Origin of the sequence: Shewanella sp. W3-18-1 (genome assembly GCF_000015185.1) — a bacterium.
Taxonomy (GTDB): domain Bacteria; phylum Pseudomonadota; class Gammaproteobacteria; order Enterobacterales; family Shewanellaceae; genus Shewanella; species Shewanella putrefaciens.
In genome coordinates, this window is sequence record NC_008750.1 from 4,115,237 (window position 1) to 4,134,519 (window position 19,283).

Consider the following 19,283-nt stretch of genomic DNA (forward strand, 5'->3'; position numbering starts at 1 on the left):
GATTAGCCGCCCCATACCGAAGTTAAATTAAGTTTCTTCGGAGAACAGATCGCCGCCGTGCATATCAATCATTTCGAGGGCTTTACCACCGCCGCGTGCAACACACGTTAGTGGATCGTCCGCAACCATTACAGGTATACCCGTTTCTTGCATTAATAAACGGTCTAAATCACGCAACAGTGCGCCACCGCCCGTTAATACCATGCCACGCTCAGAAATATCTGAGGCTAACTCAGGTGGAGACTGCTCTAACGCCACCATCACCGCGCTAACAATACCCGATAATGGCTCTTGCAGCGCTTCTAAAATTTCATTGCTGTTAAGTATAAAGCTACGCGGCACACCTTCAGCCAAATTACGACCACGTACCTCAATCTCTAACACTTCATCCCCAGGATAAGCCGTACCAATTGTGTGCTTAATACGCTCAGCTGTTGCTTCACCAATTAAGCTGCCATAATTACGGCGCACATAGTTGATAATGGCATCATCAAACTTATCGCCACCAATACGTACTGAAGAGGAATACACGACACCGTTCAATGAAATAATAGCGACTTCAGTGGTACCACCACCAATATCCACCACCATAGAACCTGTTGCTTCAGAGACAGGTAAACCCGCACCAATCGCAGCAGCCATTGGCTCTTCAATTAAATACACTTCGCGAGCACCAGCCCCCATGGCCGATTCACGGATAGCACGACGTTCAACCTGAGTTGCCCCCACGGGCACACAGACTAAAACGCGCGGGCTTGGACGAAAAAAGCTATTGTTGTGCACTTGTTTGATAAAGTGCTGCAGCATTTTTTCAGTCACATAAAAGTCAGCAATAACACCGTCTTTCATTGGACGGATAGCTTGGATGTTACCGGGTGTTCGGCCTAACATTTGTTTAGCCTCTGTGCCGACTGCGGCAACAGATTTCTGACCAGAGCTGTTACGCTCACCACGTATAGCAACAACAGAAGGCTCATTGAGGACTATGCCTTCGTCACGAACATAAATTAATGTGTTAGCTGTACCCAAATCGATCGATAGATCATTAGAAAAAATGCCACGCAGCTTCTTGAACATGTAACTAGCCTGTATTCTGTGGAGTCAGAAGAAAAGAAAAATCAGCTAACTTTATCAATGCCACCTTGATTCCACAAGACCATTGAGGTTAACAATCGCTAATGGCGTGATTTTTTTTCAAATATACAGCTTAAAAACAGTATTTAGCCGAAAAATACGCTTTACAGGTTAAAGTTTGAGCAGCGAAAAGTAAAAAGCAATACAAACTAGCAACACATGCCAAACGTCATTTTTGCATTTAAAGCCGAACGTAGACATTTAAGCCAAGGCTCAAAAATAAGTCGCCTAACGATTTACCACTAAAGTTACAACTTAATTTAGCGGGATAGATTACTAAAACTAATTAATTAACCTCTCGCCAGTAGATGATCCTGTCATGCCCACGGTAACGACCAAAAAATGCACTGGCGCGGGGTTCGGATAAGCTAGTAGGTGAAACCCCGTTCCAATTCCAATACCATTCTAGCCAAGCGGGTACATCTAAAGGCGCGGTCACTTGTCCTCGGTAAAGCGGGCCACTTGTCGCCACGGCTCGCCACAGCAACTCAAATTGGCCAGATTGGAATGTTGATGTGCCACCGGAGCGCACAACACTTTGTCCTGTGGCTAAATTTGGGTCAAAGTGATAGCCAAGATCAGCATTATCAACCTGCGAACCTAAGCCATAAGTGGCGATAGTGCAGCTATCATCCCCATTTAACACCCAATTAGTGCCATTCCAATACTCGGCTCTGGTCGGCATTTTGAGGACTTCAGTCTCTGGACCATAGGTGTTATCCATCACTACTCGGCCATGGCGTAGGATCTGCGTGGTGATTTTTTTTGCATTGCAATTGATGCAGGCACCTGTGGATGCCGCATCCATATCGGGTGAGGCTACATAACTGTATAAACCATTTGGTCTTGGGTCGTTATCCATCAATTGCACACCAATATCGAGCAGTTCGAAGGGCCCGTCTTGATACAGATTCGTCGCCACATTTGGGGTTACTCTGCTCAAATTAGCCCGGTAAGCGCCATCAATCGTCGCCACACCTTGAACCCAACTTGCCGCATTAACTGGTAAAGCACTCAAACGACTCTGCAAATCGATACCATTGTTATTGTTTTCGCCCACCAACTTCGCGGTCGCGAGGGAGAATGGCGGGAAATAGTTGTATGTCCTATCGCCGCCGATATTCAAGGCTGTAAGGCTCATCGACATAGGAAAGGGTTGATCCATATAGCTAAAGCCACCACAGGCAGATAAGACCGAAATATCCCCAATCAAAAACCTGTCGGGCACAAAGCGGCCAATATTGGCAGAATAGGCGGTAGGGATATTTAAACTAGTCGAAGTGCCGAGGTAATTAGCACTGGCCGTAGCTGAAATTTGAAATACGCCAACCTCACTGATTGTTTGATTATTAATGGTGTTTAGGTTATTGGTTTGCGCACTATGGCTGTAAGACGTTACGCCTAACACACCATTGTTTGCGCCACTGGCTATGGTTGGCGCAACCACTTTACTTGCCAGCATCATTGAATCATCACTAAAGTTGGGCGTTGGCAGGTTACCACTGCAAAAATCGCTATCATTGTCCGCCTGCCACGCAACCGCCTGCACCGTCATACCAAAGGTTTGACCCGCTTTACGATAGACATTGCAACTCATATTGGCACTTGGGCAAAGTGCCGTCGCATTTACGGGTTTCACACATAATCCTGCTGGGACACTGACAAATTGATCCGAGCCAGTCATCACAAGGCCCTGCTCAGTACCGCTTCCTGTATATTGGGCATTGATCTGTAATTTGCCCGCATCGGGGTAATTGACCGTGATTTTTGCCTGCCCATTAATATCAAAGCCCAGGCTCAATGCAGTAGGTACGGCGCTCGCAGCACTGATTGCAGTGCTATTAATAGTGACAGCCTTAGGTGTGATTGGCGCACTAGGCTCCACATACTGACTCCAAAAACTAAGGCTCTTAGCCTGATTCTGGAAACTCGGAATACACTGCTGTGTGACATCCGACTTTTTAACCGCTTTGACCAACACCTCAACCGGTTTATTAGCTAATTTATCAGGTACATCAAAAATAAAACCGCTATCGGCAAAGGTCAGCGAACAATTATTTTCACTTAATGCACCAGCACCAATACGGCATAAGGTCTTGCTTAAGGGCCTAGTTGTTGGACTGGACCCTTTTACACCTAAGGTCACAACGCCAGCAGTATTGCGCCGTAGTTGTAATTGCGCAGTACCACCACTAAAACTCACTTGGTTACCGCCAACCCACACGCCCTCGGCTGTAGACTCAGGCAATAATGTTGCCGTTAGCGGTTCGGTAAAGAGTTGACTACAACTCGTATTGGCACAGGCTCTAATGGTCACAGTCTCGGGATTACAGGTGAGTCCCTGACCCGTATGATCAAATTCAAAATGATCGATCTGTGTGGTAATTGGATTCGACTTTAATGCGCAAATCTGAACATTATCAATTTCATGGTTATTATAGTAATCCCCCGTCGATCCCGTTAATGACAATAAAAAATCCTTCGGAATGATTGCTTGCCCCGTCTGAGCCGCAGCATTGAAAGAGGATATTAAGGTGACAAAACCTGAGCCTGTATTACGCTCAACTTTGACTAATGATTGTCCCGCAGACTGCGAATCTATGGTAATTTTATATCTGTGTGCAGGGGTTACATTGTTTTTATCAACCGTAGGAGATAAACAGCTACCACTGGTATTGGTTGTGCCGTTATTACAGGTTCCACGCAGATAACGATAACCAGATGTGCCAGCACCAGAACCACGCACAACAACTGACTGGCGCCGCTGGCCCGAAAGATTTATGCTCCCGCCTTCACCAGAAAAGTTCCCAAACTCATCAATACCAACCCCAAGCCAGCCTCCCGCAAACCCGCTAATTCCAGGCTTAAAACCATAACCTAAAGGTCCTCCAAAGGCGCCAGGCTGCGGTGTAATCGCGGCATCAGATAACACCACGGCAATACCATCAGCACCATTATTGGTCGCACCACCGTAAGCATAATGATCAAACTGGATTTCGACTAAGTTTTCAGCGGCGGGGAAAAGTCTTTGATAAGTGGATGCCGTTGATTGTTTCTGACTCGCTTGCGTTAAACGCATGCGGCCACCCACGATTGAAGGGGTAAAACTGCCACTGCTACGGGAAACAACCCAATCACTGCTTAATGCACTTTGGGAGAAATCATCATTAAAGCATTGTAAGACAGGTGCACCGGCATCATAAATCACCTTACTATTGCTCTGAAGAGTTACGTTTTTAGCACTGAGCCTACCTACCAATACTGCGCTATTGAGTAACGTCGCATCATCGGCGACATAGTAACTACCTTGAATCTGAGCATTACTTTGTACTTCTAGCCTATTACCTACGTATACATCAACAGAAGTGGGCGCATTAAAAACTGATGAGAGTGCAATGGTAAAATTACCTTTAATATACAGTTTGGTATCGCCTGTACCCACTATATTTAACGTACCTGAATTAAGGTTAAGATCACCATCAATAATATAAGTTTTACCTGCTTTTAACGTCATAATACTTGAGTTAAAAAAAGTCAGATCTTTTATGACATATGTTGAATAAGCATCAGATACGGTGACATTACCGCCTGTATTAATCGTTAATGTGCCTATATCCCAACGACTACTATTAAATCGTTGACCATAACCCGCTGTCGTTCCAAGCTCTACAGAGGGCGTTGTCCAATTGGCTACAATATTGGTTGCAGAAGTAGAGCTATTGACAAAAGTGGGTGCAGCCCTTGCCAAACTGGCAGTCCCCGAAATCTGACACTTCCCTATACCACAAGCACTTACATTCATTTCATGGTAATTTTTTACCGTTTTAAAGCAAACATCTAAAACATTATAATTTTCAATGAGCGCACCGCTTTGCATATAGAGTTCGCCGCTACTACTAAAACTCTGTATTGGCCCCGGAAATACACTATTGCAATCAATTGCGGCATAAGTTGGCGATGAGGTAAGAATAAAAAATATAAGCAGCAAGTTAGACAATAAGCCACGCATATAATGAGTTTGATAACGTAGTGCCAAGTTTAATATCATCAAAAATCTAACCACGGGCTTCTACCTCAACTTGTCGGCTGACGCGAGTCTCACCACTCTCACATACCGCTTTACTATTTATTAGATATTGGGTGACAGTGTCTACGGCATATGCTTTACAACTGAGTTCAACACGGCAAGCATGGAAACCTACTACATTCGGTGGCGTCCAAGAACTGCTTGCCAAACAAACACCGACACTACCGTTTAGTGGAAATAACTGTGCTAATGCTGCATCAGCACCGCTATTGGCCGCGGCTAAGGCACGAGCCCCCCACACTTCTTGCGTCAATCCAGTATCCGCATCTTCCACAATATTGATAAGTGCAGACGCTAATAAAAACATCACAGTGATAACAAATATCCCAATGATCAACGCACTCCCTCGCTGCCGCGTAGGTAAGGCTGGTCGTTGCGACCTTACTCGCGATGTTCTGGGTAACATTCGCATTATCGAGTGATGACCTGTCAATTGACGAGATACATTATGGAACATTGATCACCTGCACTTGATGTCGATATTGGAATGTCTCACCATTAACATTAAACCGCGGTTGTAAATGCACCATGGCATGATTAACTAAACTTGATGGGGTTAATGTCATTGGTAAGTCATTACTATCACTCAGAAGATTCGCCACACTTTGCGCCATCAACACCCCTGAACCCATATCGCCCGGTTTAGATTGAGTGGCAGTAAAGGCATAGCCCGCGTAACGTCGTACCTGCAATTGATTAGCACTTGGCTCTTTTTCAAAACAATAACTCACAGGATTTGAACCAAAATAGATCCGCTGCCGTGGTGATGCTTCAGCAAAACGTACTGGCGCAGTAAACGTCAGCGTTACCCGATTACCCGAAGGCGCCATGGTGTTAATCTGAGCGCGTTTTTGCCTCGCACTGTTATACACATCGCTATCAGTCAAAGGATAAATCCAAGCATATTGGTTAACCGCAATCTTACTGGTCACATCGTCTAAAATCACCGTTCCCGAGAGAGCTGCGGCGCTCGGTGCTATTGGCATAGATAAATAAGAGGTGCTAGCTTGGATAGGTACAAATTCAATACATTGATAGGTGAGTGAATCCGTATTCACCCGCACGCTATTAGGTAAAGCGCCACGCAGTTCACGGGTCATTCGCTCGACGGCAAAACGGCTCTGACTTAATACTTGATCGACTGAACTCGACTCGACAAAAATCCGCGTACCAAAAATAATAAAGCTACTCACCCCAACCACCAGAATACCCAGAATCAAGATAACAGTGACCATCTCGACTAAGGTAAATCCCCGCGCGGATTTTTTATTAACAGCATATTGTGAGGCCATCAGTAATTGCTCCTCACCATATTGTAAGTAATCACTTCGTTATCAGGCGTTGTCACATTAATCGTCACTAACTTGGTATTGGGCACGGCCCCATAAGCAACAGTGACACTTAAACGATAGTTAGGATAAGCCTCGGTATAAGTTTGGCTGGAGTTAAGCATAGTCGCGGTTTCATTTAAACCGTGGTAATCATCCACATCATTAAAATTATTGCGGCTTTCCACTATTCCAGAAACGATATCTTTACCTAACTTATCGGCAGGGGTACAACTCATCCCTAAAGGACTCCCACAGGCAGGTACACCGCCATTGGCATTGGTATTTTGATCGTATCTTTTACCCCATATCTCATTCATCACCGAATGGGCAAGTTCGGCGCTTCGCACCCTATGCAAGGTTTTTGCTGCACGATCCGCTTGGGGAAATAACATACTGCTAAGCATCACGATAGCAATCGCAATCACCAGCATGCCCACCACTAATTCAATTAAGGTAAAGCCCTTGTGTGGCGATATTTTATGAAGGAATAAGCGAGGATTAGTTGGCATAGATATATCCCTCGCTCGAGATATTGATGCTTACAATATCGTTGGCGATGACTTTGATACAGTGACCATTACAAGCTAATGAGGGTCTACCATTCATATCAAAATCAATATTAAAACTACTAGCATTGCTACTGGATAACGTAAGCGTAGCACCACCTTTAAAGGCTTGGGTATATAGCGGTTCTGGAGAAAGCGGCGCGCCCGTGCAACCTGTATTATCACGGGTCGCAAATTGACTCACTTGATAACCCACACTGGAAACAGCGATCCGATAACATCTATCGGTATTGTTTAATGCTCTTTGTTGCACTTGACGCAGCTCTGCCATAAATTCATTACGCAAGCTAAAAGCACTATAGGATGACTGTGTAAACAGACGCGGCAGTACGGTCACAGAAAGGATCCCAATCAAGATGACCGTTGTGACTAACTCAACTAAGGTAAATCCAGTCTGTTTTGCCATTGAAAATTTAGCCATTGTCCATTTCAGGTTCTAGGTTCTAGGTTCTAGGTTCTAGGTTCTAGGTTCTAGGTTCAGTTTCTGCCAACCATTTGATTAAAGCAAATAAATTGCTATAAATTCGGATGCAAATTCTAAGTAAATTCATTTTATTGCAACCGATTTAACACATGTATTTTATCTAAAAAAAAGGCCTGCTAGGCAGGCCTTTTCTAGTAATTCAAATTAACAACCAGTTACAACACTAGTAACTGTAATTGGGCCATATGTTGTCAAAGAATTCGTGTATTGGACGTAGCAAGCACCTGGATTTGTTGCGGCTGTTGGACTGACTTGTCCTTGTGGATAGAAATAAATGCTGCCAGTAGCTAAAACATAAAGCCACTCACTTGATGTTCCACTATCGGCTGCATTAATGTCTAATGCATTCGCAAGAGAACCTGTCCATACTGGCGTTGCATGGCCATAGTTAATCAAAACTGTTTTACCTGTTTCAACAGTGACATTTGGAGCAGGCGTTACAGTAGAAGCAACTGTATTATTACCCGCAATTAACGATTTTGAGTTAATTAGAGTATCCGCACCTTTAATTGCAGCTTCTAATCCTTTCACAGTTGAAGCTCTTGCATCCGATTGTAGATTGATAAATTTAGGCGCGGCGGTAACAGCTAAAATGCCTAAAATAATAATCACAACCACTAATTCAATTAATGTAAAACCAATTTGTTTTTTCATTTAAAACCCTTAATTAACAACCAGATGACTCAACATGATATTTAGGAGGGTTACTAGAATCAGCCTGTTTGTATTCAACCCAGCATTTTGCCGTATTTGAAGGCGTCAACTTTTTAGGATGAATTATTGCAGGCGTTGTAAGCGTCGTTGTAACCGTAGGTGCTTCAACAATAGTCCACTCGTTAGTAGTATCTAAATCAAGTACTAACACCATATCATCTGCTGCTTGCTTCAGATATCCATAAACACCGTTAACTTTAACATCGTCATCTGCATCAGAATTACCTTTATCATCGATAATAATGCTAGATACATCCTTACTCTCCACACCCTGAATAGCCGCCTTAGAATAAACAAGCGAATTAGCACCTTGCAAAGAGGCTTTGACGCCATTCAAAGTGGATGCGTATGCATCAGACTGAAGATTAATAAACTTAGGTGCCGCTGTGACAGCAAGAATACCTAAAATAATAATAACTACCACTAACTCAATTAAGGTAAAACCTTGTTGTCTTTTCATCATTAACTACCTATGTAATAACAATTCTAAATATCTAATTCCACGCCAGTGTAATTAAGGCGTAAATGGGGTTTGGGTAAAGCTTAATACTCTGCCTGTACCTGGGTTATAGACCACGCCCTTAGCACCTGTCGTGGATAAATCGGGTGTAGGCGTCGCGACCCCCGTTGTTTGGTTGACCACCAGTGAAGCCACTTGGTGATAAACACATAAATCTAAGCCAGTTACCGTTGCGCCTGCAATTGAGGTCGCACTGCCGCCCGCACCATCGATCACTCTGACGGTATAGCGTTGATTACGGGTATCTTGAGTGTAAAGCACATTGCGTGGAGCACTCTGCAATACGGTATTAAAGACTTCTTGGCAACTGGCATCCGTCATTGCGGTCGCATCCGTGACTGAGGTTCCAGTAGGGTAACCAAAACGAGTATCGAGGTTAACCGAGGTACCATCGAGGAGCACATTATTGTTGCGACGTCCATCCACTTCCCACTGTGAACGCACAAAGCTCACCGCAGTGGATAAACCACCCGCAACCCCATCGACACTCGCATCCTGTGCGTCGTCGGTTACATTTAAAAACCGTGGGATCGCCGTTGCCGCTAATAAGCCTAAAATCACAATAACGATAACGAGTTCAATCAATGAAAAACCATTTTGCTTAGTCTTCATTTACTTACCCTCATACTTAAGACATGTCATTCTAACAGTTAAATTCATTTTAAAAAGCCTACTGCTTAACAATATTTTAAGGATTCGTCAAAAAAATGACCCTGCCAGAATCCAGTTGGTAGCCAATGCTATCGCCATTTTGCGAGCGATAATGGCAGCTATTATCCCGAGGAAGATACGCGCCGATTAGAGTGCTTTTTTTTAATTCTGTTCCCATTAACTGTTGCCATAACGCTTGGCAACCTTGGTTATTCCGTTGCTGAGGTTGTGGCCAACCAAGGGGATTCATCTTAACCACGCTAGGCTTAAGCTGCTGATTTTGATTATCAAATATTTCCCAGTCTAAATTCATCTGTAACGGTTTACCAAGGGATAACCATTGGGAGCGCACCATAGCCACTATATTTAAAAAACGCGTATGCTCTAATTCAAGCCCTCTAGCGGCCAACTGCGGCATCGTTGAAAAATATTTGATACCGATAATAGCCATCATAGTTAACACCACAATTAACGCGATCATCCGACCATAGAGGTTCAATAGATTGCTTTCAGCCTTCTGCTGACTTCGCATCTAGTCGCATCCTTTGCAATAAGCGGGTGTGCAGCGCATGCTGTTAATTCCCCCCCTTAACCACATTGAGCATATCCCACATAGGGAGATAGATACCGAGCGCAAGCACTAATACGATAACGGCCACTATGCCAATAAGAATAGGCTCTAATTTTGCCGTGAGATTTTTAAGATCGTAATCCACTTCACCCTCATAAAAATCGGCAGCATCATTCAATAACTGATCGATTTGCCCTGTTTCTTCACCCACTGCGACCATTTGTAGTACTAAGGGCGTAAATAACTGGCTCTGATTCGATACCCTAAGCACTGAGTCACCGGATTCAATCCCTCGGCGCATACCCACAATCCTATCGTGCATATAAGCATTATCCACCGCATCAGCCACCAGACTTAATGCTTGAGTCATAGGGACTCCCGCGCTGAGCATCATCGAAAAACTGCGGCAATAACGTGAAAGGGTTGAACGCTCAATAATAGAGCCAACGGCTGGAATATGCAGCTTCCACTTATCCCACTGCTTTTCACCTTTTTCCGTATGATGCCAATAACGTATCCCAACAATGGCTCCGATAAGTGCCACTAGCATTAAGGGCCAATAATTAACAAAAAGGTTTGATGTACCAATTAACACTTTGGTCGCCCAAGGTAAATCGGCCCCAAAGCGACTAAACATTTCAGCAAATTTGGGGATCACCATAATATTCAAGATCACCATGGCAATGGTGATGGCGATTAATACAAATATGGGGTAACGCATAGCCGCTTTTATTCGACGTCGCGTCTCTTGTTCACGCTCGATATAGCCTGAAAGCTGGATAAATGCATCCTCTAACTTACCGGTGTTTTCACCCACATGCACCATAGAAACAAACAAAGAATCAAACACCTCAGGGTGTTGATTCATCGCAGAGGACAAGGGGCGCCCAGCGGTAAGTTGCTCAGAAATATCATTGAGGGCATCTTTCATCCGCTGAGAATGGGCGGTTTCAGATAATCCTGCAATCGCCCGTAAAATAGGAATGCCTGAACGAGTCAAAGAGTACATTTGGCGAGTGAAAATTTGTAACTCGTCTAAACCGACTTTGCCGCCAAATAACTGAGTCACAGAAAAGGATTTAACGACTTTAGCCACTTTCACTTCAAGGGGAATAATCCCGCGGGCTAAGAGCATATCCGCCGCAGCACTTTCCGAGGCAGCATCGAGCTGCCCCGTAACGGCTTGACCTTGACCACTGCGACCACGGTATTGATAAACCGGCATAATTACGCCTCAACGCCTTGTTGGCTTATCAGATCCTTAGATAAAGGGATCTGCGACTCACTCACATCTTCCACCAGCTTAGCCACCTCTTCAATGGTCGTCATGCCTTCAATTAAATATTGCAAGGCTGACTCGGCCAGTGGCGTAAAATTGGGGCTTTGTAATGCTGCGCGGGCAAAATCCTGTGGATTACCCGTACGCATGGCATCGATCATCTTCTCATCCAGTTCAAGGATTTCAAAGATACCGATCCGACCACGGTAACCACTGCCATTACAACTCTGGCAACCCGTACCAATTCTAAAATTCGCCGCTGAAAAATCTTTACGGCTTACACTGCTCAACCAGGCTTTTTCCTGTAGTGTAGGTTGATAGTCAACCCCACAATTATGGCAAACGCGGCGAACTAAACGCTGAGCAATAATCACCCTGAGCGCGCTTGCCACCAAATAGCTCGCCGCGCCCATATCGAGTAAACGCAATGCACTGGTGACCGCATCATTGGTATGTAGCGTCGATAACACAAAGTGACCAGTTAAGGCACCGCGTAGTCCAATTTCTACCGTTTCTTGATCGCGCATCTCACCGACCATGATGATATCGGGGTCTTGACGTAATGTGGTACGCAGTACGTTTGAAAAATCGAGCCCAATCTTGTGGTTCACTTGTACTTGGTTTATCCGCGGCAATTGATACTCGACTGGGTCTTCCACCGTAATAATTTTACGGTCCGCGGTATTAAGCTCACTTAATATGCCATACAGGGTCGTTGTTTTACCGCTACCCGTGGGGCCTGTTACCAATAACATGCCATGGGGACGTTTAATCTGTTTACGAATTCGCGCCAAAATATGCGGCGGCATCCCGGTTTCATTAAGTGTAAGCAAACCTGCGGATTGGTCGAGCAAACGCATTACCACAGATTCGCCGTGGTAAATCGGCATGGTCGACATACGCACATCAATATGATGGCCTTTGATTTCGATATGGAAACGCCCATCCTGTGGCAGACGTTTTTCCGAAATATCAAGCCCTGCCATTAACTTCAGCCGCAGCACTAAGGCGGCTGCAATATTTACTTCATTCAGAATCGTTTCATGCAGTTGACCATCGATACGCTGACGAATACGCAGTGCTTTATCACCGGGTTCGATATGAATATCCGAGGCGCGCATTTGTACCGCGTCTTCGAAAATCGATTGCAGTAACTTGACCACGGTCGTTTCATTATCGCTATCACCCGAGGTTAAACTCGCCAAATCAAACATCTTATCAGCGGCGTATTCTTCTTCGAGCTTGCCGGCAATCTGCGCGATTTGATCGGTACGACGATAAAGATTATCAAAGGCCTCTAGCAGTTGTTGCTCGGGCGCGACCGCTAAGGTTAAGCGTTTAGGGGCAACGAGAACCTCTAAGTGATCGAGCGCCTGTAAATCCGCGGGATCGCTCATGGCAACCAGTACACTGTCTCCCCTATCTTCAACTGCAAGTGCCCGAAAACGCCGCGCTTGTACTTCAGGGATAAGCTGTACTACTTCTGCTGAAATGGGGCGCTTACTGATATCGAGTAAGGGCAAATTCAATTGTTGGGAGAGAAATTGCAGCAATTGATGTTCGCTAATGGAGCGTAAATCAATCAAGGTTCGACCCAGTTTATGGCCTGTTTTACGTTGCTCAGTTAACGCTTGCTGTAGCTGTTCTTCGGTAATAATCGATTCTTGCACTAACAGATCGCCCAAACGCATCTTTAATCTGGGTTTCATTGGCTATCTCCTAGTTGGCTTAATCGTTGTTCAATAAAAGTCGTTGCCTGCGCCGAGAGCCCTGAATGGCTTAATGCGGTGCGATAGGCTTGACTCGCCTTGGCAAATTGCTGCTGAGAATCTAAAGCATACCCTAAGCCCATCCACCATTTTCCTTGTTGCGGCTCCTGTTGCAATAGCTGCCGATAAGCCTGTTCAGCTAAAGTAAATTGCCCTTGTTTTTGGGCTAAATCGGTTTGCGCTAACCATTTTTGCCGTGCTAAAACATGGCTGTCGGGGATTTGCGCTAGGCTAGCTAATGCTAAATCTACTTCGCCAAGCTCCTGCTGAACTCGTGCTAATAACAGGTAAAACTCAAATTCTTGAGGGTATAACAGTACGGCTTGCTGCAACACTTGTTCGGCGTTATTGAGCCGTCCTTGGCCATAGTGCAATGCCGCAAGCTGCTGACGCACATTATGTAAGCTTGGGTCAAAGCCGAGAGCCTTTTCATAATATTCGAGAGCCTTATCGAGTTTTCCCTGTTTTTCGGCATCAGTTGCAAGAGTAAGCTGCTTTTGCGCGAGCTGGCTTGGCGTAAGCTTAACTTCTGTCACCGCCATTTTACCCGCGGGTTTAACAGGCTCAATTGTGGGGGTATCTACGGATGGCTTAACGAACTCACGTTCGGGCGCACTGGCCTGAATCGCTTCAACAATTTCATCCTCTTCTGTGACTATTGTCTGTGGTTCAGATTGGGCATTAGCGGTCACCGTGGCTTCTATTTGGGCATTCTGCTTGGCGACTGGATGCGATCCCTCATCGAGGGGCATTTCTATATTAACCAAACCATTAGATGCTTTGACCACTGTCTTTTTGCTAAGGGCTAAAGGCTCGGTTACATTCACGGCCTCTGAAGTGATTGTCTCTGCTTCAGCGTTTATTTCTGGCACTGTTGGTATTATTGCCACTTCAGTCTCACTCGCGGCGGCGAACTTAGGTGCTGGCTCGACAGGCATTTGACTGATTAATTGATAGCCATAAACACCAACACCGCCAATAAGCAATGACATTAGGCTGATTGAAACCCAGATGTTAACGCTATGCTTGCGACCTAAATATTGCACTTGATGCTGGGCAATATTTGAAAGTTGATGTCCCTGTTGGCGCTGATCAAGATCTTTTAGCATTTTGTTGATAACACTCATGCTCTATTCCCCCAAATCTGCAGGAAATCGATACCTGATGCTGCTATCGCAAAAATGAAGACCGTTAATAGCGCTAGAACGAGCGCCATGCTTCGAGACCAGAACGAATTTTTACTGGCATCTTCAGTATCTAAAATAGCATCACGCACATGGGATGCCTTCACCCGTGTAACGCCTTCACCAAAACTTAGCAATAGCGCCTTGTGGGCGAGAATATTAATCAATCTGGGGATCCCTCGGGAGGCATTGGCAATCTTACGCGTTAGTTTAGGTGTAAATAAGGCTTCACCTTGGCGACCCGCAATGGCTAATCGATAGCGAATATAGGCATCGGTTTCATCCCATGTGAGCGGGCGTAAATTGTAGCTAAAAGTGATGCGCTGCCTTAACTGTCTAAATTCTTGACGTTTTAATCTTTCATCAAGCTCTGGCTGCCCAAATAACACGACTTGGAGTAATTTGCGACTCTCGGTCTCAAGGTTAGTGAATAAACGCAGCGCTTCTAAGCTATCGTCCGGTAATGCCTGCGCCTCGTCTAACACTAAAACTATCGCCTGCCCATGACTGCTTAACTCGAGCAGTTGCTGCTGAATCAAGCCTGTAAGCTGCTGCTGATCGATATCTTTCCCGTAATGAAGCCCCAATTCATTTGCTACCGCCCAACGTAATTCCGCTGGTGTTAAATAGGGATTAGGCAAATAAGCACAATGAAATCCACTCGGTAGGTCATTAATTAACTTACGGCAAAGTAATGTTTTACCTGTACCGACCTCACCTGTCACCTTGATAAACCCCTCACCTGTTTGCAAGGCCGTTTGGAGCACTTGCAAGGCTTCCACATGTGGCGATAACCCGAAAAAAAATCCGGTATTCGGGGTGAGTGAAAATGGGGTTTGGCTTAGGCCAAAATGCTTCAAATACATAGAAGCTTACTTAGTCTCCGGATACCAGCGATCTAATAAGGTTTTTGAACGCTCTAACTCATTCTTCCATGTATCACCGCCAACAACGGTGGGTTTTAACAGAATAATCAGCTCGGTTTTCTTCTTTTGCTTGCTGCGGTTTTTAAACAGCTCGCCTAATAATGGAATATCACCCAATAACGGCACCTGTGAGACAACTTCTACGTTCTCGCTTTTCATCAATCCACCGATCACCACCACATCACCAGACGCGGCGCGGATCACTGTATCTGATTCTCGGATCTCACTCTGTGCTAAGGGTAATTCCAGCGATTCATTACTCACTTTGATATTTTTTGTCTGCTCTTTCACATCAATAACCGATGGATGAACATGCAATAACACATTGCCATCTTTATCGATTTGCGGTGTGACGTCCAAGGCAATGCCCGAGAAGAACGGCGTTAACTCTACCTGTGGCGTCGTCACAGGCGTAGTGCCTGCCACTGTGGTTGAAGATACATCAGTGACAAAATACTCATCAGTGCCGACCTTAATCACCGCTTTTTGATTGTTCGATGCGGTCACTCTTGGGCTAGACAACACATCCACATCACCCTGAGTATCTAATAGATTGATCATAGTTGTGAAATCAGAGCCTTTAATGCTAAGTGATGTTACACCGCCCAGAGTGGATGTGACTTTATTGCCCACAGTTCCCGCTGTTGTACCAAAATTAATATTGGTATTTCCCACATGACCTAACACGTTTTCCCATTGGATCCCTTGCTGAAAATCATCCGATAGTGTGACTTCTAGGATTTTTGCCTCAAGGATAACTTGGCGTTGCAAATGGGTTTCCGCCGAATTTAAAAAACTGCGTACTTGGCGTAATTCGCTAGGGAAAGCTCGAATAGTGACTAACCCTGCCTGTGGTGTAACAACCACCTGACGCCCATTGCCCGTATCACCAATAATGGCCGTTAGGGTTTCTTTTAAATCACCCCAAAAATCTGTTTTAGTGCGCGAACGGATAAAAGTGCCGTTTGAACTATCACTATTATTGTTTGAATTACTGCCGTTGTTCGAATTGTTATTGCCGCTATTATTGTTGGAATTACCGTTATTCGAATTGTTATTGTTATTAGTATTACTGTTGGAATTATTATCGGAAATCCGACCCGAGCTAACAGAGGTCAATGACAGACCATCACGTTCCATATAGAGGTAGTTTAAGGGGAACGTTTCTGTACGCATGCCCGCAGGGAATACCCGTAAAACTCGCCCTTCTCGACTGACTTCATAGCCATAAATATCTTCAACAACTTGAATAGCTTCACTTAAGGTAACGCCCTTTAGTGATAGAGAAATCGTGCCCTCCACCTCGGGATGTACGGCAACGCTCAGTGGCGTACCTTGCACTAAGCTAGGAAAAAACACTCTCGCATCCACATCATTTGCCGAAACATCAAAGCGTCGCTCGGTTTCTAATGCCGGAGCGAGTCCAGCCAATAAAGCACCCGAATTTAGTTCACGTTGCACTGCATCTGGCATAGTTGCGGGAGATGGCGTCGTCGCACGATTCGCCGTTTGCATTGATGCAGCCAATGCTGCCTTAGAGGCTTCAGGTTGTGGCCTATCTGTGGATTGGCACGCCACAAGACAAAGTGAGAGCAGAGGCGTGAAGTATTTGATCGCTGTCATGTAATTTGTATTCCCTATCTCTCGGTTATTGCTTGAAACAGTGCCAATTTACGCCCATCAGAAAGTGACACAGACGAAGGGGTGATCCTAACGATTTTGACCCCTTGAATGCTGTCGCCGACAGACAATATTTTATTATTAATCACAGCATAGGCTGTGCTTCCTGAGCTAACGATGCTATTTAGGATCAGTGTTTGTTCCTGAGACTGAGTGACTTGCCCTGCACCAGAGTAACCTTTTCCGGGTAAGGTGGGATCGCGCAGCGCTTCGGCCGATACGCTCGAAGCTACACATAATAATGTCATGAAAAGATAAGGCTTATTTAGCAACACTGATAAAGTCCTTATTAAGGCTCAAAGTATAAACTTCGATATCAATTATCCCTTTAGGATATTCGGCCACCTTATAATCAAGGCGCTTCCAATAGAGTTTGTCAGGCATGGCTTCTACCGCCTCGACAAAGCGCATGACCGAAAAATAATCTCCCTCAAGGCTCATACGAATACCATGGCTGTAAAGGTTGAGTTTTTTCTCATCGCCCACCGCCAGCAAAGGTACTGGGGCAATAGAAGTAAACTTAATGAGCTTTATCCCCTGCACTTGCCCAAGCAAATTACCCAGTAACTCCGGCATGTAATCTGCTGGCACCATGTCGACCATCTGCTCATTAAGCTGCATATCAATCTCTTGATTTTGCTGCTGTAATAACACCAATCTTTGTTGGTAATCCTGATTAGGATCCATGGTTAAACGCTGCTGATATAACTCAATCTGCTGAACCGAAATCTGATTTTCCTGCTCCAGAGCCTTAAGTTGCTGTGATATCGACGTCTGTTTTTTCCAAAGCGATTCTAATGGCATAAACCCGATAATGCTGACAAGTGCTAATAGGGCGATACCGATCAAGACTCGTTCGCGGCGGCTTAAAACCTCAAACTGTTGGCCGACATGATTAAACATCGTCTTCATCGCTTCGGCTCCACTAAGATCTCACTGGTTAATGTGAAAGCCAAAGGCTTAGCCTCACCACGATCCATCGTCATAGAAGAAAATGCCTGCCCCTTTAATGTATTTGTTGTTTTTAGCTTACCCACCCATAACGGGATACTTTTAGGATGGTCTGCAAAACCTTCAAACATCACGTTTTGCTCATTAATCATAATCCGGCTCAGCCACACACTCGCATCGGAAACCTGTGCTAAATCCTTAAGTACTGGTGCAAAGCCTCGACTCGTTAAAGCGGAACGAAGGGCTAATTCACTAATTAACAACTGTTTAAGTTCGAGTTGCTGCGACTCTAACTCGACCCGTGCCACCAATGCAGGATCCGGTTTACGTGCCGCGATTTGCGCTTCAAGCGCCGCTTTTTGCTGTTCGAGTTGCTGCTTTTGCTGGGAAGCCTGTTGTAATGCTTGCTCGGACTGACCTAGCTGCCAATAGCCGTATACCCCGGCTAACATGCACAGCAGGACTAATCCAGCCACATAGGTCATCAGTTTTGCAAAGGTTAACCGCAGCTCAGGAGGTAATAATTTTGCAGAATAAAGGTTTACTCTCGATTTAATCACTCTGCACCTCGAGACAATTCATAAAAAGCCAGTCCCGCCATGCACGCACCCACAGCATTTTTCTCGATAACATTGACTGCTTGATTGAAATTGGTTGAAACCAATTTGGCTAAGGCGTCGGCCGCGCCATCAATGAGTAACTCAATAGATGCCACAGGAGCCTGCCTAAGCTGGCTCTCAAAATAATCCATAGAACGTTGAATTTCTAAACTTAAGTTATCAGCAAGACCATAGTTAAGCTCATCTACTTCCGCTTTATCTAACTGCATAAAACCACGCACACGTCGCTGCATATAAAGTTGGCCTTGCTTGACTACGGTGAGCAAGAGATCGTGCCCAGAATAATGGCTCACAACGAGACGAGCTTGGTTATCATCGACAAACAAATTCGTCATGGCGAGCTCTTCAATACTGATGCCTGCAATGGAAAGCCCATGCGCATGTATAGCTTGCACCATATTGATTAATTTATCTTTTTCAACTACCACCACATTGATTTTACCGCTAGGTAATGGCGACTCAAAATAATCCAAATGGATCTGTGGCACAGGCAGGGTCACCATATCTTTAACTGACCAGAGCAAGGCTTGGGGTAGTTCCTCGGGAGCCACATTGGGTTTATCGGCCACGAGTAGCTGATAAGGGCCACTTGCTAATAGCAGTTGTAATCGAGCATGGGGGAAAACGCGGGCGAGCTCAGCAAAAGCCATTAGCCATTGCTCATGTTGCAATTCGAATGTGACCCACTGCTCTGCATAGCGCTCTGTTGCAGGGGCATAGACCCATAGCTTATCGGCACAAACATAGACGCCAAGATCTGTCGTAATCGCTTTATTTTGCCAGAAGGCTAATCGACCAATACGTCTTTTATCCATA

Annotated in this window: 19 protein-coding genes; all 19 read right to left on the bottom strand. The window is 45.1% G+C overall.

All coding sequences use genetic code 11. From position 1 onward, the window contains the following. Positions 1 to 27 precede the first annotated feature (27 nt). Positions 28 to 1,077 (bottom strand): rod shape-determining protein, encoded by a 1,050-nt coding sequence (locus tag SPUTW3181_RS18650; protein WP_011790838.1) that lies wholly within the window; start codon positions 1,075 to 1,077, stop codon positions 28 to 30. A 343-nt stretch (positions 1,078 to 1,420) separates the two neighbouring features. Then, entirely contained in the window at positions 1,421 to 5,197 is a 3,777-nt protein-coding gene (locus SPUTW3181_RS18655) for a DUF6701 domain-containing protein (RefSeq protein ID WP_011790839.1), read from the bottom strand. After that, complete coding sequence (locus SPUTW3181_RS18660) at positions 5,190 to 5,678, bottom strand: hypothetical protein (protein ID WP_041408254.1); 489 nt, start codon at positions 5,676 to 5,678, stop codon at positions 5,190 to 5,192. Before SPUTW3181_RS18660 ends, SPUTW3181_RS18655 begins: the two co-directional genes overlap by 8 nt. After that, entirely contained in the window at positions 5,668 to 6,513 is an 846-nt protein-coding gene (locus SPUTW3181_RS18665) for a PilW family protein (protein WP_011790841.1), read from the bottom strand. Before SPUTW3181_RS18665 ends, SPUTW3181_RS18660 begins: the two co-directional genes overlap by 11 nt. Next, positions 6,513 to 7,061 carry a type II secretion system protein gene (locus tag SPUTW3181_RS18670; RefSeq protein ID WP_011790842.1) on the bottom strand — a complete coding sequence of 183 codons (549 nt, stop codon included), beginning with the start codon at positions 7,059 to 7,061 and terminating at the stop codon, positions 6,513 to 6,515. Before SPUTW3181_RS18670 ends, SPUTW3181_RS18665 begins: the two co-directional genes overlap by 1 nt. Then, a complete protein-coding gene (locus tag SPUTW3181_RS18675) occupies positions 7,051 to 7,539 on the bottom strand; it encodes a type II secretion system protein (protein ID WP_011790843.1) in 489 nt (162 codons plus the stop codon). Before SPUTW3181_RS18675 ends, SPUTW3181_RS18670 begins: the two co-directional genes overlap by 11 nt. A 207-nt stretch (positions 7,540 to 7,746) precedes the next feature. Beyond that, a complete protein-coding gene (locus SPUTW3181_RS18680; protein WP_011790844.1) occupies positions 7,747 to 8,256 on the bottom strand; it encodes a type II secretion system protein in 510 nt (169 codons plus the stop codon). Between the two features lie 13 nt (positions 8,257 to 8,269). Continuing rightward, positions 8,270 to 8,779 carry a type II secretion system protein gene (locus SPUTW3181_RS18685; protein WP_011790845.1) on the bottom strand — a complete coding sequence of 170 codons (510 nt, stop codon included), beginning with the start codon at positions 8,777 to 8,779 and terminating at the stop codon, positions 8,270 to 8,272. A 51-nt stretch (positions 8,780 to 8,830) separates the two neighbouring features. Beyond that, the gene (locus SPUTW3181_RS18690) at positions 8,831 to 9,448 is read right to left on the bottom strand and encodes a prepilin-type N-terminal cleavage/methylation domain-containing protein (protein ID WP_011790846.1); all 618 of its coding nucleotides are present in this window, start codon (positions 9,446 to 9,448) and stop codon (positions 8,831 to 8,833) included. A gap of 76 nt (positions 9,449 to 9,524) precedes the next feature. Further along, positions 9,525 to 10,019 carry a hypothetical protein gene (locus SPUTW3181_RS18695; protein ID WP_011790847.1) on the bottom strand — a complete coding sequence of 165 codons (495 nt, stop codon included), beginning with the start codon at positions 10,017 to 10,019 and terminating at the stop codon, positions 9,525 to 9,527. A gap of 43 nt (positions 10,020 to 10,062) precedes the next feature. Then, the gene (locus SPUTW3181_RS18700; RefSeq protein ID WP_011790848.1) at positions 10,063 to 11,283 is read right to left on the bottom strand and encodes a type II secretion system F family protein; all 1,221 of its coding nucleotides are present in this window, start codon (positions 11,281 to 11,283) and stop codon (positions 10,063 to 10,065) included. Between the two features lie 2 nt (positions 11,284 to 11,285). Further along, a complete protein-coding gene (locus SPUTW3181_RS18705) occupies positions 11,286 to 13,046 on the bottom strand; it encodes a GspE/PulE family protein (RefSeq protein WP_011790849.1) in 1,761 nt (586 codons plus the stop codon). Continuing rightward, positions 13,043 to 14,233 (bottom strand): tetratricopeptide repeat protein, encoded by a 1,191-nt coding sequence (locus tag SPUTW3181_RS18710; protein WP_011790850.1) that lies wholly within the window; start codon positions 14,231 to 14,233, stop codon positions 13,043 to 13,045. The genes SPUTW3181_RS18705 and SPUTW3181_RS18710 overlap by 4 nt, the downstream gene beginning before the upstream one ends. Next, positions 14,230 to 15,156: an ExeA family protein gene (locus SPUTW3181_RS18715; protein ID WP_011790851.1), complete on the bottom strand. Its 927-nt coding sequence runs from the start codon at positions 15,154 to 15,156 to the stop codon at positions 14,230 to 14,232. Before SPUTW3181_RS18715 ends, SPUTW3181_RS18710 begins: the two co-directional genes overlap by 4 nt. A 6-nt stretch (positions 15,157 to 15,162) precedes the next feature. Then, positions 15,163 to 16,839: a pilus (MSHA type) biogenesis protein MshL gene (mshL, locus tag SPUTW3181_RS18720; protein ID WP_011790852.1), complete on the bottom strand. Its 1,677-nt coding sequence runs from the start codon at positions 16,837 to 16,839 to the stop codon at positions 15,163 to 15,165. A gap of 14 nt (positions 16,840 to 16,853) precedes the next feature. Beyond that, positions 16,854 to 17,171 carry a hypothetical protein gene (locus tag SPUTW3181_RS18725; RefSeq protein ID WP_011790853.1) on the bottom strand — a complete coding sequence of 106 codons (318 nt, stop codon included), beginning with the start codon at positions 17,169 to 17,171 and terminating at the stop codon, positions 16,854 to 16,856. Continuing rightward, positions 17,158 to 17,808: a hypothetical protein gene (locus tag SPUTW3181_RS18730; RefSeq protein ID WP_011790854.1), complete on the bottom strand. Its 651-nt coding sequence runs from the start codon at positions 17,806 to 17,808 to the stop codon at positions 17,158 to 17,160. The genes SPUTW3181_RS18725 and SPUTW3181_RS18730 overlap by 14 nt, the downstream gene beginning before the upstream one ends. Then, complete coding sequence (locus SPUTW3181_RS18735; protein ID WP_011790855.1) at positions 17,805 to 18,407, bottom strand: PilN domain-containing protein; 603 nt, start codon at positions 18,405 to 18,407, stop codon at positions 17,805 to 17,807. Before SPUTW3181_RS18735 ends, SPUTW3181_RS18730 begins: the two co-directional genes overlap by 4 nt. Then, a complete protein-coding gene (locus tag SPUTW3181_RS18740) occupies positions 18,404 to 19,282 on the bottom strand; it encodes a hypothetical protein (RefSeq protein WP_011790856.1) in 879 nt (292 codons plus the stop codon). The genes SPUTW3181_RS18735 and SPUTW3181_RS18740 overlap by 4 nt, the downstream gene beginning before the upstream one ends. Position 19,283 lies beyond the last annotated feature (1 nt).

What these genes read in the sequence shown, in the direction of transcription:
- SPUTW3181_RS18675 (WP_011790843.1), bottom strand. Translation starts at nt 7,539, where the DNA reads ATGGCTAAATTTTCAATGGCAAAACAGACTGGATTTACCTTAGTTGAG.
- SPUTW3181_RS18665 (WP_011790841.1), bottom strand. Translation starts at nt 6,513, where the DNA reads ATGGCCTCACAATATGCTGTTAATAAAAAATCCGCGCGGGGATTTACC.
- SPUTW3181_RS18680 (WP_011790844.1), bottom strand. Translation starts at nt 8,256, where the DNA reads ATGAAAAAACAAATTGGTTTTACATTAATTGAATTAGTGGTTGTGATT.
- SPUTW3181_RS18705 (WP_011790849.1), bottom strand. Translation starts at nt 13,046, where the DNA reads ATGAAACCCAGATTAAAGATGCGTTTGGGCGATCTGTTAGTGCAAGAA.
- SPUTW3181_RS18685 (WP_011790845.1), bottom strand. Translation starts at nt 8,779, where the DNA reads ATGATGAAAAGACAACAAGGTTTTACCTTAATTGAGTTAGTGGTAGTT.
- SPUTW3181_RS18715 (WP_011790851.1), bottom strand. Translation starts at nt 15,156, where the DNA reads ATGTATTTGAAGCATTTTGGCCTAAGCCAAACCCCATTTTCACTCACC.
- mshL (WP_011790852.1), bottom strand. Translation starts at nt 16,839, where the DNA reads ATGACAGCGATCAAATACTTCACGCCTCTGCTCTCACTTTGTCTTGTG.
- SPUTW3181_RS18660 (WP_041408254.1), bottom strand. Translation starts at nt 5,678, where the DNA reads ATGTTCCATAATGTATCTCGTCAATTGACAGGTCATCACTCGATAATG.
- SPUTW3181_RS18670 (WP_011790842.1), bottom strand. Translation starts at nt 7,061, where the DNA reads ATGCCAACTAATCCTCGCTTATTCCTTCATAAAATATCGCCACACAAG.
- SPUTW3181_RS18695 (WP_011790847.1), bottom strand. Translation starts at nt 10,019, where the DNA reads ATGCGAAGTCAGCAGAAGGCTGAAAGCAATCTATTGAACCTCTATGGT.
- SPUTW3181_RS18650 (WP_011790838.1), bottom strand. Translation starts at nt 1,077, where the DNA reads ATGTTCAAGAAGCTGCGTGGCATTTTTTCTAATGATCTATCGATCGAT.
- SPUTW3181_RS18690 (WP_011790846.1), bottom strand. Translation starts at nt 9,448, where the DNA reads ATGAAGACTAAGCAAAATGGTTTTTCATTGATTGAACTCGTTATCGTT.
- SPUTW3181_RS18730 (WP_011790854.1), bottom strand. Translation starts at nt 17,808, where the DNA reads ATGAAGACGATGTTTAATCATGTCGGCCAACAGTTTGAGGTTTTAAGC.
- SPUTW3181_RS18740 (WP_011790856.1), bottom strand. Translation starts at nt 19,282, where the DNA reads ATGGATAAAAGACGTATTGGTCGATTAGCCTTCTGGCAAAATAAAGCG.
- SPUTW3181_RS18700 (WP_011790848.1), bottom strand. Translation starts at nt 11,283, where the DNA reads ATGCCGGTTTATCAATACCGTGGTCGCAGTGGTCAAGGTCAAGCCGTT.
- SPUTW3181_RS18710 (WP_011790850.1), bottom strand. Translation starts at nt 14,233, where the DNA reads ATGAGTGTTATCAACAAAATGCTAAAAGATCTTGATCAGCGCCAACAG.